This window comes from Teichococcus coralli, assembly GCF_009829925.1.
GTDB classification, from domain to species: Bacteria; Pseudomonadota; Alphaproteobacteria; order Acetobacterales; family Acetobacteraceae; genus Pseudoroseomonas; species Pseudoroseomonas coralli.
Window position 1 is genome coordinate 80220 of sequence record NZ_SNVJ01000017.1, and the last position, 13667, is coordinate 93886.

Annotated in this window: 13 protein-coding genes; 3 read left to right on the forward strand and 10 right to left on the reverse strand. The window is 71.1% G+C overall.

What is annotated here, in order from left to right; translation table 11 throughout:
- Positions 1-107: 107 nt before the first annotated feature.
- On the reverse strand, positions 108-1958 hold the full coding sequence (gene ilvD, locus E0493_RS17225; protein WP_160938483.1) for a dihydroxy-acid dehydratase: 1851 nt from the start codon (positions 1956-1958) through the stop codon (positions 108-110).
- A 403-nt stretch (positions 1959-2361) separates the two neighbouring features.
- On the opposite strand from ilvD, the gene E0493_RS17230 reads away from it, so the two are divergent.
- The gene (locus E0493_RS17230) at positions 2362-2889 is read left to right on the forward strand and encodes an MOSC domain-containing protein (protein ID WP_202397183.1); all 528 of its coding nucleotides are present in this window, start codon (positions 2362-2364) and stop codon (positions 2887-2889) included.
- A gap of 146 nt (positions 2890-3035) precedes the next feature.
- Here the strand turns inward: E0493_RS17230 and E0493_RS17235 are convergent, their stop codons facing one another.
- From E0493_RS17235 to E0493_RS17250, 4 genes are all read right to left on the reverse strand, one after another.
- Positions 3036-3518, reverse strand: coding sequence for a CreA family protein (locus E0493_RS17235; RefSeq protein ID WP_160938484.1), 483 nt, complete (start codon positions 3516-3518; stop codon positions 3036-3038).
- A gap of 96 nt (positions 3519-3614) precedes the next feature.
- Entirely contained in the window at positions 3615-4946 is a 1332-nt protein-coding gene (locus E0493_RS17240) for a hemolysin family protein (RefSeq protein ID WP_160938485.1), read from the reverse strand.
- A gap of 572 nt (positions 4947-5518) precedes the next feature.
- The gene (locus E0493_RS17245; RefSeq protein ID WP_160938486.1) at positions 5519-5707 is read right to left on the reverse strand and encodes a CsbD family protein; all 189 of its coding nucleotides are present in this window, start codon (positions 5705-5707) and stop codon (positions 5519-5521) included.
- 545 nt (positions 5708-6252) lie between these two features.
- Positions 6253-7011 (reverse strand): FkbM family methyltransferase, encoded by a 759-nt coding sequence (locus E0493_RS17250; protein ID WP_160938487.1) that lies wholly within the window; start codon positions 7009-7011, stop codon positions 6253-6255.
- A gap of 253 nt (positions 7012-7264) precedes the next feature.
- Between E0493_RS17250 and E0493_RS17255 the strand changes: the two genes are divergently transcribed.
- A complete protein-coding gene (locus tag E0493_RS17255; protein WP_160938488.1) occupies positions 7265-8155 on the forward strand; it encodes a dihydrodipicolinate synthase family protein in 891 nt (296 codons plus the stop codon).
- 278 nt (positions 8156-8433) lie between these two features.
- On the opposite strand, the gene E0493_RS17260 is transcribed toward E0493_RS17255, so the two are convergent.
- Together E0493_RS17260 and E0493_RS17265 are read right to left on the reverse strand one after the other, a co-directional pair.
- Complete coding sequence (locus E0493_RS17260) at positions 8434-9120, reverse strand: MBL fold metallo-hydrolase (protein ID WP_160938489.1); 687 nt, start codon at positions 9118-9120, stop codon at positions 8434-8436.
- A gap of 278 nt (positions 9121-9398) precedes the next feature.
- Positions 9399-10307 (reverse strand): LysR family transcriptional regulator, encoded by a 909-nt coding sequence (locus E0493_RS17265; RefSeq protein ID WP_160938490.1) that lies wholly within the window; start codon positions 10305-10307, stop codon positions 9399-9401.
- Between the two features lie 153 nt (positions 10308-10460).
- Here E0493_RS17265 and E0493_RS17270 point away from each other — a divergent pair, with 153 nt between their 5' ends.
- Positions 10461-11624 (forward strand): mandelate racemase/muconate lactonizing enzyme family protein, encoded by a 1164-nt coding sequence (locus E0493_RS17270; RefSeq protein ID WP_160938491.1) that lies wholly within the window; start codon positions 10461-10463, stop codon positions 11622-11624.
- Positions 11625-11780: 156 nt separating this feature from the next.
- Here E0493_RS17270 and arsB read toward each other — a convergent pair whose 3' ends face one another.
- Genes arsB through E0493_RS17285 form a run of 3 tightly spaced genes read right to left on the reverse strand, consistent with a single transcriptional unit; the run spans position 11781 to position 13656 of the window.
- Positions 11781-12875, reverse strand: a complete 1095-nt coding sequence (arsB, locus tag E0493_RS17275) for an ACR3 family arsenite efflux transporter (RefSeq protein WP_202397185.1) — start codon at positions 12873-12875, stop codon at positions 11781-11783.
- A complete protein-coding gene (gene arsC / locus E0493_RS17280; RefSeq protein WP_160938492.1) occupies positions 12872-13309 on the reverse strand; it encodes an arsenate reductase (glutaredoxin) in 438 nt (145 codons plus the stop codon). The genes arsB and arsC overlap by 4 nt, the downstream gene beginning before the upstream one ends.
- Positions 13310-13320: 11 nt before the next feature.
- Positions 13321-13656 carry an ArsR/SmtB family transcription factor gene (locus tag E0493_RS17285; RefSeq protein WP_456316351.1) on the reverse strand — a complete coding sequence of 112 codons (336 nt, stop codon included), beginning with the start codon at positions 13654-13656 and terminating at the stop codon, positions 13321-13323.
- Positions 13657-13667 lie beyond the last annotated feature (11 nt).

Consider the following 13667-nt stretch of genomic DNA (forward strand, 5'->3'; position numbering starts at 1 on the left):
CTTCCCCTGCCGGCGGAACGCGGCGGGACCGCTTCGCGGCGGCCCCGGCGCGGCATTTCGGGCGAGGCACCCGGCCCAGCCGGCCGCATGCCCTCGCCGGTCGCGCCTCAGCGGCGGCGCTGCTCAACGTCGCGCACGGCGCCGCGGGCGGCGCTGGTGGTCAGCGCGGCATAGGCCCGCAGCGCGGCCGAAACCTGCCGGTCGCGGTTCACCGGCTGCCAGGCCGCCGCGCCGCGCTGCTCCATGGCGGCGCGCCGCTGCTCCAGCACATCCTCGGCAACGGCCAGCCGGATGACCCGGTTCGGGATGTCGATCTCGATCCGGTCACCCTCCTCGGCCAGCCCGATCAGGCCGCCCTCGGCCGCCTCCGGCGAGACATGGCCGATGGAAAGGCCGGAGGAGCCGCCGGAGAAGCGCCCGTCCGTCACCAGGGCGCAGGCCTTCCCCAGCCCCTTCGACTTCAGGTAGCTGGTCGGGTAGAGCATTTCCTGCATGCCCGGGCCGCCCTTCGGCCCCTCATAGCGCACCAGCACCACGTCGCCCGCCGCCACCTTGCCGCCGAGGATGCCCTCCACCGCCGCGTCCTGGCTCTCGAAGATGCGGGCCGGGCCGGCGAAGGCGAGGATGGAGGCGTCCACCCCCGCCGTCTTCACGATGCAGCCCTCCTCGGCCAGGTTGCCGTAGAGCACCGCCAGGCCGCCGTCCTGCGAGAAGGCGTGCGCGCGGTCGCGGATCACGCCCTTCTCGCGGTCGATGTCCAGATCCTCCCAGCGGGCGGACTGGCTGAAGGCCTCGATGGTCGGGATGCCGCCCGGCGCGGCGCGGAAGAAGTCGTGCGCGGTGCGGCTCTCGGTGCGCCGCACGTCCCAGCGCGCCAGCGCCTCGCCGAGCGTCGGCTCGTGCACGGTGGAGACCGAGGTGTCGATCAGCCCGGCGCGGTCCAGCTCGCCCAGGATGCCCATGATGCCGCCGGCGCGGTGCACGTCCTCGACATGCACGTCGGCCACCGCGGGCGCCACCTTGCAGAGCACCGGCACGCGGCGGGAGAGCCGGTCGATGTCGCGCATGGTGAAGGGCACGCCGCCCTCCTCCGCCGCCGCCAGCAGGTGCAGCACCGTGTTGGTGGAGCCCCCCATGGCGATGTCCAGCGTCATCGCGTTCTCGAAGGCGGCGAAGGTGGCGATGTTGCGCGGCAGGGCGGCGGCGTCGTCCTGCTCGTAGTAGCGCCTGGCGAGATCGACGATCAGCCGGCCCGCCTCCAGGAACAGGCCGCGGCGGTCGGCATGGGTGGCGACCACGGTGCCGTTGCCCGGCAGCGCCAGGCCCAGCGCCTCGGTCAGGCAGTTCATCGAGTTGGCGGTGAACATGCCGGAGCAGGAGCCGCAGGTCGGGCAGGCCGAGCGCTCGATCACCTTCACCTCCTCGTCGGTGACGGTGCTGTCGGCGGCGGCGACCATGGCGTCGATCAGGTCCACGCTGCGCTTCTGGCCGCGATGCACCACCTTGCCCGCTTCCATCGGCCCGCCGGAGACGAAGACGACGGGGATGTTGAGGCGCATCGCCGCCATCAGCATGCCGGGCGTGATCTTGTCGCAGTTGGAGATGCAGACCAGCGCGTCGGCGCAATGGGCGTTGACCATGTACTCGACGCTGTCGGCGATCAGCTCGCGCGAGGGCAGGCTGTAGAGCATGCCGCCATGCCCCATGGCGATGCCGTCGTCCACGGCGATGGTGTTGAACTCCTTCGCCACGCCGCCCGCCGCCTCGATCTCGCGCGCCACCAGCTGGCCGAGGTCCTTCAGGTGGACATGGCCCGGCACGAACTGGGTGAAGGAGTTGGCGATGGCGATGATCGGCTTGCCGAAGTCGGAATCCTTCATGCCCGTGGCGCGCCACAGGCCGCGGGCGCCGGCCATGTTGCGGCCGTGGGTTGTGGTGCGCGAACGGTAGGCGGGCATGCTGGCGATCCTCATTCCGTGCCGGGTCCGGCGGTTCCCGGCCGCGCCGCGTCCGGCGCACCAGGTCGGGTTCCCCGCCTTTACCCCCGCCGGCCCGCGACGGCCAGCCGGGCGACGGCGCGCAAGCCATCCATGGCGGCGTGGCCCGTTCCTGAGCGGACAGGGGTCGGGAGAAGCAAGCTCCCCCAAACCTCGTCCTGGGTCCGCCTTCCCGGGTCCGCGGGTGGCGGGACGGCGTCCCGGCGGCCTGGGAGCGCCCGTGCTTCACCCGCGCCGGAAAAGCGGACAAAAAGGAGAACAGGGGGCCCCGGCGGAGAATCCTTTCTCCTCCGGCCGCATCGCCCAACGGCGTTCATGGGCGGGCCCCGAGCCGACGCGCCACCCGGAAGGATGACTCCCTGCCTTGCTGAACCCTCTCTCCCCCCTTTCCCGGCTGCTCGCCGCGCCGATGCGGCCGGGCCGCGTGTGCTGGATCGGCCTGCGCCCGGCCCGGCGGGAGCCGCTCGCGCCGCAGGCGGCGGTGGCGCTCGATCCGGAGACCGGCTTGGCTGGCGACCACTACAGCAGCCGCACCCGCCGGGCGCGGCAGGTCACGCTGATCGGCGCCGAGGACCTGGCGGCGATCGCCAGCTTTCTCGGGCGGGATGCGGTCGCTCCGGAAATGCTCCGGCGCAACATCGTTGTTTCCGGCATCAACCTCCTGGCGCTGAAAGGGCAGCGCATCCGCCTGGGAACCGCGCGGCTGGAGGTGACAGGCGAGTGCCAGCCCTGCTCGCGGATGGAGGAGATCCTGGGCGCCGGCGGCTACAACGCCGTTCGTGGGCATGGCGGCCTCACGGCGCGCGTGGTGGCCGGCGGCGAGGTGCGCCTCGGCGATTTCCTGACCCGCGACGCCGCGGAGCCTCCATCGGCCACCGGTGCCGCCGGGTGACACGGCGGTGCTCCACGCTGCTTCGGCCAGCGGGAGGCCAGGGCCGGAACGCGGTCCGGCCGGCCGGACGCGGAGGCACGGCGGAGCAGCCGCGGCTGTGCTGTCGGGCGCCCTTCTCCGGCGCGCCCCGCGGAGCATGCTCCGCCCTAGCGAGGCCGCCCCTTGCTCCAGGAAACCTCCCGATCGAAGAGCGGCACGGTGGAAATGGCCATCTTCGCGCTGCCGTCCTTGATCTGGCGCGAGTAGGATACGTAGATCAGCGTGTTGTTCTCGCGGTCGTAGAGGCGGCGGACCTGGAGCGACTTGAAGATGAGGCTGCGGCCTTCGCTGAAGACCTCCTCCCCGTTCTTGTCCGTCTCGATGTCGCCGACGACGATCGGGCCGGTCTGGCGGCAGGCGATGGAAGAGTTGGACGGGTCCTCGAACCAGTTGCCCTTCGACAGACGATCAATGAGGCCACGGCTGAAATAGGTCAGATGGCAGGTCACGCCCTGCACGTCCGGATCGGTGAGCGCCTCGATGACGATGTCGTTTCCGGTCCAGTCCGTGCTGATCTCGCCGACCTGCTTGGCGCGGACAGGGGCGGCGGCGAGCACCGCAACCGCGGCGGCAAGGAAAAGGCGCTTCATGGCATGCTCTCCGTGGCTTCGGCATCGCGGCGCCGAGAAAGGTTCGTGGCGGGAGAACAGGTGCCGGCCGCGCCAGTTTCGGGGCGGTCGCGGCGGTCAGCGGACCGGCGGCCCGGCCCCCGGCCGCCGCCGCATGGAAAGGGGCTCGCGTCCGGTCCGTGTCGCCAGCAGCTTGTCGATGCGGCGGCCATCAAGGTCCACCACCTCGAACCGCCAGCCCCCCCACTCCACCACCTCGCCCACGCGCGGCAGGCGCTTCATCACCTCCAGCATGAAGCCGGCGGTGGTCTGGTAGGCACGCTCGGCCGGAAGGCCCAGCTTCAGGTTCTCCGCCATCTCGTCCGCGGGGAGCCAGCCGGACAGCAGCCAGGAGCCATCCTCCCGCTGCAGGGCGGCAGGCTCCTCGCCCGCCTCCGCATCCGAGCGGAAGTCGCCAACGATCGCGCCCGTCAGGTCCGTCGGGGTCACCAGGCCTTCGAAGTTGCCGTACTCGTCATGCACCAGCGCCATCGGCACCTCGGCCTCGCGCAGCCGGGCGAGCACGTCGAGCGCCTCCGCCGTATCGGGGATCACGGGCGCGACGCGGGTCTGGGCGCGGATGTCCAGCGCCTCGCCACGCAGCAGCGCCGCAAGCAGCTCGCGCGACTGCACCACGCCGATCATGCGGTCGGCCGATCCGTCGCCGACCGGCAGGCGCGAATGGCTGGTGCGCATCAGCACCTCGCGCGCTGCCTCCTGGCCGGCGGCGGCGTCGATCCAGTCCACCTCGCCCCGTGGCGACATGACGCCACGGACCGGCCGCTCGCCCAGGCGCAGAACCCCGGCGATCATCTGGCGCTCCGCCGTCTCGATGGCGCCATGCCGCTCGGCCTCGGCGACCAGTGCCCGCAGGTCATCCTCGGTAACCCTTTCCTCCGGGTCGGTGCCGCGCCCGAGCAGGCGGAAGATCAGGCTGGTGGAGTTGTCCAGCAGCCAGACCAGCGGGGCGGCCACGCGGGACACCACCGTCATCAGCGGCGCAACGGTGCAGGCGAGCCCCTCCGCGTTGCTCAGCGCCAGGCGCTTGGGCACGAGCTCGCCGACCACGATGGAGAGATAGGTTACCAGGGCCACGACCACACCGAAGCCGAGTGGCTCGGCGATGCCCTGCGAAAGGCCGAGTCCCGCGAGCCAGGCCGCCAGGCGGCCACCCAGCGTGGAGCCGGAAAAGGCGCCTGCCAGCACGCCCACCAGGGTGATCCCGATCTGCACGGTCGACAGGAACCGGCCGGGATCGGCGGCCAGAGCCAGGGCCGATTGCGCGCCTGACCGTCCCTCCTCGGCCATTGCGCGCAGCCGCGAGCGGCGCGCGGAAACCACCGCCAGCTCGGACAGCGAGAAGACGCCGTTCAGCAGCACGAGGAACAGAACAACCAGCAGTTCGAGCAAGGCGTCCTCCGATCAGGGCGGCGGAAGGCTAACAGGCTCCGCCCTGCCCCGGCCAGCCGGCTTTCCCGCCGGCTGCCGCCGGTGCGCCTCGCCGCCCGCGGACCAGGTGCGACGAAGGGACCGCACCGAGCCATTCGCGCCGGTGCGTGCCCCGTGGAGACTTACGAGCGCATGGCCGAAGCCAATGCCCGCCGCGGCATGTCAGAAGCCGATCACGCCGGTGATCCAGAGAAGAATGACGATGAGGCCCGGCACTCCGAGCAGCCAGAGAAGCAGAGGCATGTTTCGCTCCCGAACATGGTGACGGGCGGTCCTGCCCGTCAGGGATTGTGCAGAGCCGGCAACAGGGAAGACCGTCACGCCGCGCGCGGTTGCGCTTCCCTGCCGATACGGGCTGGCGGAGCCTTCACCCACGCATCAGGCGCGCTGGCCAGCCCCGAAGTGAAGCCGCCCGGACCAACGGGCGGCTCCGGCCGCAGCCTTGACGCCGCGGGTGGCGACAGGCCCCGGCTGCCCACCGGACGCGGTCCGGCGGGCAACGGGGAAAGTCCCGATCAGCTCTTGTCGCCCGATCAGCTCTTGTCGAGGGTATCGCGGGCCTTGTCCTTGGCCGCGCCGTAGCTGTCCTGAACCTTGCCCTTCGCCTTGTCGGCCTCGCCTTCGGCCTTCATTTTCTCGTCGCCCAACATTTCGCCCGCTCCCTTCTTGAGCGAACCCTTGGCCTGCTCGGCCTTGCCTTCGACGCGATCCTTGTCGACCATGACGTCCTCCATCTCCTATCCGTTGCGGAAGCACCAGCGCGCTGGAAGCTCCAGGGCTCGGCGACACGGCTCGCCATGACCGAACATGGTCCTGAACCACCGCATCGGTCCGGGCGTGTCCCGCCTCGTCTGGCGCCCTGCAGCCTTGTTGGCTGCATGCCAATCTAACAGCAGCGGCGCCGCATGGTTTCGCCACGACCCCCAGCCCGCACGACGTCTGGCCCGCACGACGTCTGGCCCGCACGACGTCTGGCCCGCACGACGCCTGGCCCGCACGGCGCCTAACGCGGACGACGCCTGGCCCTGCCTCCCCGCTGCTGCATGGCGGCGGCACGGGGCTGCACGTCCTGTCCAGCGGCCACGGCATGCAACGCGACCATCCACCGGCCCATCGCAGCACCGCCCGCCGGATGCTGGCCGTGGCCATTCTCCTTGGCTGGCTGGCGGGATGGCTGCCTGAGGTGCCGCGGCCGGTCGTGGGCGGCCTCTTCGCCTTTTTCGCCCGCGCCCTGCGGAAAGCCCGCCGATGCGGCAGGGGTGGACGGCTAGGCGCCCCGGCCGAGCGGGCGCCCAGGCTGCAAGGCCCCTGCCCCGATCTCCGGCAGGCGCTGCCGGACCATGGCCTCCCGTTCCCGCGGCCAGGCGAAGAAATTGAAGACATAGGGATCAGAGGCCGCGTAGTCGGAGGGGTCCGGGCTGGCCCGCTGCATGGTCGCGCGGTCCAGCGCCGCGGCGGGCCACCACCGCCCGTCAAGAACAAAGCAGGTGACGTAGTCCAGCGCATCCAGAAAGGCGGGCACCGCCCAGGTGGACCCTTCCCGGTGCCGCTCCTCCAGTTCCAGCGTCAGCACCGGTCGGCAGCGCAGCAGGGTTTCACGCGCGCCCCGCAGCACCTCGTACTCCGCACCCTCCGCATCGATTTTCATCGCGGTCAGGTCGCACAGGCCGAAGCTGTCCAGCGTGACGACCGGCACCTGGAATGCCTCGGTGCCGACATGCCGGCCGTGGCCCTCGAAGCTCTTGACCAGGGAAGCCCATTGCTCCTGCCGGACGCCCTCCACCACCGGCACGGAAAGCGTGAGCTGGCCGGGCACATCGCCCAGCGCCTGCGGCAGCGGCGTGACCGACGTGATTTCCGCGCAGGCGGCGGAAAGCCGGGCGAAGGCGGCGGGGAGCGGCTCGAAGGCCAGCACATGCGCGCCGGGAAGGCGGGCCAGCGGCACGGCGAGCAGGCCGTCATGCGCGCCCACATCCACCAGGCTGCCAGGCCGGTGCAAGGCCGTCAGAAAGCGAAGCTCGTCCATCCTGCCCCCGTTCCGCTCCTCTTTCCCGCAGTGTGGCGGCGCCGGCGCGCGCGGTACAGGCCGTCCCGCCGCGGGTCGCTTGCCGCCGCGCAAGGCTCCCGCAGGGCGGCACGGCCGTTCCGGCGGCAGCCTCGCCGCCCGCGGGCAATCCCGCCGCGGCTGTGCCAAGCTGCGCGCCGGCGGAGGGGCGGGCCGGACCGCAGCGCCGGTTCCACCCGCCCGCGGCCATCTTCCACCCATCTGGAGATCCATGATGCCGGAGCCAAGCGGACTGCAGGGGGTCTATCCCTACCTCGTCTCGCCCATCGATGCGGAAGGGCGCGTGATGCGCGATGTGCTCGCCCGGCTGGTCGAGCACCTGATCGAGGCAGGCGTGCACGGCCTCACGCCGCTCGGCAGCACGGGCGAGTTCGCCTATCTGAGCACCGCCCAGCGGCTGGAGGTGGTGGATGTCGTGGTGCAGGCGGCGCGGGGCCGCGTGCCGGTGATCGCCGGCGTGGCCGCCACCACCATCCGGGAGGGCGCCATGCTGGCGCGCGAGGTCATGGCGCGGGGCGCCGACGGCGTCCTCGCGATCCTGGAGGCCTATTTCCCGGTCACGGAGCAAGGCGTGGAAAACTATTTCCGCGCGGTGGCCGAGGCGACGAACGGCCCGGTGGTGCTCTACACGAACCCGCAGTTCCAGCGCTCCGACCTCTCGCTGCCGGTGATCCGCCGCCTCTCGGCCGTGCCCAATATCCGCTACATCAAGGACGCCTCCACCAACACGGGCCGCCTGCTCTCCATCATCAACGAGACGGAGGGCCGCATGGGCGTGTTCGCCGCCTCGGCCCATATTCCCGCCTGCGTCATGATGATCGGCGGCGTCGGCTGGATGGCGGGGCCCGGCTGCATCATTCCCCGGCAGAGCGTGAAGCTCTACGACCTCTGCCGCGCGGGCGAATGGGACGCCGCGATGGTCCTGCAGCGCAAGCTCTGGGCGGTGAACCAGGCCTTCGCCAGGCACTCGCTGGCGGCCTGCATCAAGGGCGCGCTGGAGATCCAGGGCTTTCCCGTCGGCGCGCCCTTGCCGCCCCAGGCACCGCTGAGCGAAAGCGGCCGCAACGAGATCCGGCAGCTCCTGGAGGAGGTCGGCACGTTCTGAGTTCCGGCGCCCGCGGGTGAGCCCGGACACTTCCGGGCCGTGGCCCGGCGAAGGACCGGCAGTGGCGCGGGCCGCAACGCCGCGCCCGCAGCCGGGGCCGCACCATGGCCGGGCGCCAGATCGCCCGGCCGCTCATGCCCCCGCCTCGGCGCGGGGCCGCCGGAACGCGCCGCGCTGGAGCAGATCCCGTTCCGATGGCATCACCGGGACGGGTGAAGATGCTCGTCGAAACAACCGGCCAGAGCATTTCCCGTGAGCCAGAGCCAACGGAAAACGCTCTAGCGCGACTGCTCCAGCACGAAGACATGCGGCGCATCGCCCGGCAGCGTCTCGGGCGTCAGCTCCAGCGCCGGGCCGCCGACGCGCGTGACCGCCTCGGCCGGGAACCGGGCGATGAACCGTTCCACCGGCTCGATCTTCAGCACGCCGCGCGGGCTGAAATAATGCATGGGAATGATGACGCGCGGCCCGATCGCGCGGATCGCCTCGTCCAGGTCGTCGAGCGCGATGGTGGCGTGCTCGCCCGTCAGGGCCAGCAGAATATCGACCTGCCCGCGGAGGGCCTCCAGATGCTCGGGCGCGACCGGGTTGCCGATGTCGCCCATGTGGAGCACGCGCAGGCCGCCCAGGGTGAAGTGGTAGAGGGCGTTGGCATCGGGGTCCCGCCCGGCCGCCGCCTGGTAATCGAAGGTCAGGCTCTCATAGGCCGGGAAGGGGCGGATGGTGATCCCGCGCATCTCGGCGCCTTCCGGCGGCAGCTCAAGCGCGTTGACCACGACCGGCGCGCCCAGCACATGGCTCGGATCGGAATGGAAGTCATCCGTGGCCGAGCTCATGAGGACGATGTCGGCCGGTTCATGGATCGGATCGAAGCCGCTCCTGGCGGGCGTGTAGGGATCGGTGACGATCGCCAGGCCGTCCGCTTCGAGGCGGAAGCTCGCATGGGCGTAGAAGGTGATCTTCACGATTGCCTCTCCTGGATGACCGGGCCGTGGAACCGCGCCTGGGCTTTCCCGCTTGGGCGTGGTTCCCGGCCTTTGGTGACCCTAGCCGGTTTGCCGGCCGATGGGCGCAGGATCTGGCACGCCCTGCGCGCCTCCCGCCACCCCCCTCCTGCAAGACGCAGGGCCGCGATCCCCGCGCGGCCGCGCCGTGCTTCGCCGTTCGCCCGGACGGCGGCCATTGCCGCCGGGGATTCTGCAAGCGGTTCGTCCCGTCCTCCCCTTTTCAGGAGGCAGGCTGTTCAGGCGGCAGACTGTTCGGATGCGGCCGTCCAGAAGGCTTCGGCGACGTTCGACCGCCGGCGCAGCGGCCGGAAAAGCCGGATCTCGACAGGGATCGAAAACCCTGCTCCGCCCGCATCGACCAGATGCCCGGCCGCAAGATCCTCGGCCGCCATGGTGCGCGGCAGCCAGGCCATTCCCTGCCCCTGGCGCGCCATGGTCTGGAGTGCGGCCGCGAGTGGCGAGGTGAACACCGTGTCGAGCACCGGGACCTGGGCGAACGAACGCTGCGCAGCCTCGATGATGCGGCCGAGCCCCGAGGCGGCGTTGTATGCGAGCAGGCGGACAGGCGCCGCAGCGGCGCCGGGCAGCTTCCAGCGGGCCGCGCCCGCCGCATCGGGAGCCGAGGCCGGCACAAGGAGGTCGGTGCCCACCAGGAGGCTGGTGAAGGCATCGGTGGCCAGGCGCGCCGGCGCTTCGGCGTGGGAATGGCCGAGAAGAAAATCGGCGTCGCCCGCCAGCAGCACCCGCTCGCAGGCGGCCATGGAGTCGGAGACCAGGTTCAGCGTCCCCGGCATCTCCAACGTGGACAGCGCCCGGATCCAGCCGGGGAAAAAGGTGAAGGACAACGCGTGGGTGGCGGCGATCGTCAGCGCGGCCCCCTCGCGTCCCGCCGCCTTCAGCGCGCCACGCCGCATCTGTTGCAGGTCACGCGTCAGGCCGGCCGCCTGCTCCCGCAGGTGCTCGCCGGCCGCGTTCAGCACCACGCCCTGCGGCGTGCGCAGCACCAGCGGCGTGCCGACCCAGTTCTCCAGGGCCTGGATGCGCCGGCTGAAGGCGGGCTGGGTGACGTGCCGCGCCTCCGCGGCTCGCGAGAAGTTCCGGTGCTCCGCCAGGGCCAGGAAATCCTCCAGCCAGGTCAGGTCCACGGCCGATGCCCGGCATGCATGACGATTTCCATTCTTGGCATTGGAAGGCGGGGGGCGGCCGACTGTACTCCGGGTGCCGACCATGAACCAGCGGCCAAGGAGAGGGGGACGGAAGCGGACCTTGTCGCCTCGCCGCCCCAGGAGGTATGCCGAATGCGCATCGTCGACGTCCGCGAGATCACCCAGCCCATCGCCTCCCCGATCCGCAACGCCTATATCGACTTCAGCCGGATGACGACGAGCCTGGTGGCCGTGGTCACCGATGTGGTGCGCGACGGGCGGCCGGTTGTCGGCTACGGCTTCAACTCCAATGGCCGGTATGGCCAGGGCGGGCTGATCCGCGAACGCTTCCGCGGCCGCATCCTGGAGGCCGACCCGCAGAGCCTGCGCGACGACGCGCGCGACAACATCGACCCCGCCAAGGTCTGGGCGGCGATGATGGCGAACGAGAAGCCGGGCGGGCATGGGGAGCGTTCGGTCGCCGTCGGCACGGTGGACATGGCGGTGTGGGACGCGGTCGCGAAGATCGAGGGCAAGCCGCTGTTCCGCCTGCTCGCCGAGCGCCACGGGCGCGAGGCGAACCCGCGCGTCTTCGTCTATGCCGCGGGCGGCTACTACTATCCGGGCAAGGACAACGCCGCCCTTCGCGCCGAGATGCGCGGCTATCTCGACCGCGGCTACAACGTGGTCAAGATGAAGGTCGGCGGCGCTCCCATCGAGGAGGACCGCAGGCGCATCGAGGCGGTGCTGGCCGAGATCGGCGCGCAGGCCCGGCTCGCGGTGGATGCCAACGGGCGTTTCGACCTCGAGACCGCCATCGCCTATGCCAGGATGCTGCGGGACTATCCGCTGTTCTGGTACGAGGAAGCGGGTGACCCGCTGGACTACGCGCTGCAGGCCGCGCTGTCCGAGTTCTATCCCGGCCCGATGGCCACCGGCGAGAACCTCTTCTCCCACCAGGACGCCCGCAACCTGCTGCGCTACGGCGGCATGCGGCCGGACCGCGACTGGCTGCAGTTCGACTGCGCGCTTTCCTACGGCCTGGTCGAGTACCTGCGCACCCTGGAGGTCCTGCACCAGTTCGGCTGGTCGCCCTCCCGCTGCATCCCGCATGGCGGGCACCAGATGTCGCTGATGATCGCGGCCGGACTCGGGCTCGGGGGCAACGAAAGCTACCCCGACCTCTTCCAGCCCTATGGCGGCTTCCCCGACGGCGTGCGCGTCGAGGAAGGGCATGTGGTGATGCCCGAGCTGCCGGGCATCGGCTTCGAAGGGAAGTCCGACCTCATCCGGGTGATGCGCGAACTCGCGCCCTAGGCACTCGCGGCGTGGCCTCGTCAGGATGCCGGGAAGCGGACCGAGGGGCACCGGCCTGGGCCTCTGCCCAGGCCGGTCGAGCGGAACCGCCGGTTCCGCCTTCCCCATCCACCGCGCGGGAAGCCCGTTCAGCCCAACGCCGCTTCCCTTGCTCGCCTAGCCCGTTGCCGTCCGGCCCACGCCACGCTCGTACCAGCCCCGCGTGCGCATCACGAGGTGGACCACCGAAAGCATGACCGGCACCTCGACCAGCACGCCGACCACCGTGGCCAGCGCCGCGCCGCTCTCGAAGCCGAACAGGCTGATGGCGGCAGCCACGGCCAGTTCGAAGAAGTTGCTGGCGCCGATGAGCGCCGAGGGGCCGGCGACGCTGTGCGCCGAGCCGCACTGGCGGTTCAGGAGATAGGCCAGGCCGGCGTTGAAGTAGACCTGGATGAGAATGGGCACGGCGAGCAGCAGGATGACCACCGGCTGCGCCAGGATCTGCTCGCCCTGGAAGCCGAACAGCAGCACCAGGGTGGCCAGCAGCGCGGCCAGCGAAACCGGGTGCAGCACCTTGAGGACCCGCTGCAGGGCGCCCTCGCCGCCTGCGGCCAGGAGCGAGCGCCGCCAGAGCTGCGCCGCGACGACGGGCACGATGATATAGAGCAGCACGGAAAGCAGCAGCGTGTCCCAGGGCACCGCGATGGCGGACAGCCCGAGCAGCAGCCCGACCACTGGCGCAAAGGCCAGCACCATGATGGCGTCGTTCAGCGCCACCTGGCTGAGCGTGAAGTTCGGCTCGCCGTCCGTCAGCCTGCTCCAGACAAACACCATCGCGGTGCAGGGCGCCGCCGCCAGCAGGATCAGCCCAGCGATATAGCTGTCGATCTGGCCTTCGGGCAGCCAGGGCCGGAACAGCCAGCCGATGAACAGCCAGCCCAGCAGCGCCATGGAGAAGGGCTTCACCAGCCAGTTCACGCCCAGGGTCACCGCGATGCCGCGCCAGTGGCGTGTCACCTGCGCCATGGCGCCGAAATCCACGCGGAGCAGCATCGGCACGATCATCGCCCAGACGAGCAGGGCGACAGGGATGTTGACCTGCGCCACCTCCATGCGGCCGAGTGCCTGGAACGGGCCAGGCAGCACGGCGCCAAGCACGACGCCCGCGACGATGCAGAGCGCGACCCAGAGGGTGAGGTACCGCTCGAAGGTGCCCATCGCCGCCCGGCGCCGGCGCGTGGCGGCCTTCCCCGGCGCGGCCGCGCTCATTCCGTCCCCTCCGCCGGAAGGCGGCGCCCTGCGGTGTCCGCGACCGGCGTGCCGTCCTCCTTCGCGAAGGCGCCACGCTGCGGCTTCACCAGGAGGTCGAGCACCGCCTCGGAAGGCCGGCACAGCCTGGCACCGAGCGGCGTCACCACGATGGGGCGGTTGATGAGGATGGGATGGGCCATCATGGCGTCGAGCAACTGGTCGTTGGTCAGGGACGGGTCGCCGAGGCCAAGCTCCTCGTAGGGCGTGCCTTTCTGCCGCAGGACATCGCGCACCGCGACTCCCATGCGCCGGATCAGGCCGGCCAGCGCCTCCCGCGAGGGCGGCGTCTTCAGGTATTCGACGACTTCCGGCTCCTCGCCGCTGTTGCGGATGAGAGCGAGGACGTTGCGGGACGTCCCGCAGGCGGGGTTGTGGTAGATGGTCACGGTCATGGCGGGGTTCCTCAGGCGGCGGGGGCGCTACGGGAGCGGACGGCCGCGGCGGCCGGTTCGCAGGCTGGCCTGCAGGCTGCCCCGCCGCCGCAGCAGTTCTCGGTCAGGTAGGCCAGCAGCGCGTTCATGGGCGCCGGAGCCATGGCGTAGAGAAGCTGGCGGCTGACGCGGCGCTGCGTCACCAGCCCGGCATGCAGCAGCTGCTGGAGGTGGAAGGTGAGCGTTGAGGGAGGTGCTCCCAGCCGCTCCGCGATGAGGCCCGCCGGCAATCCCTCCGGCCCCGCCTCGACCAGCAGCCGGTAGGCCGCGAGCCGGTGTTCGTGGGCCAGGGCGCTCAAGGCCGCCACAGCTTGCTTTG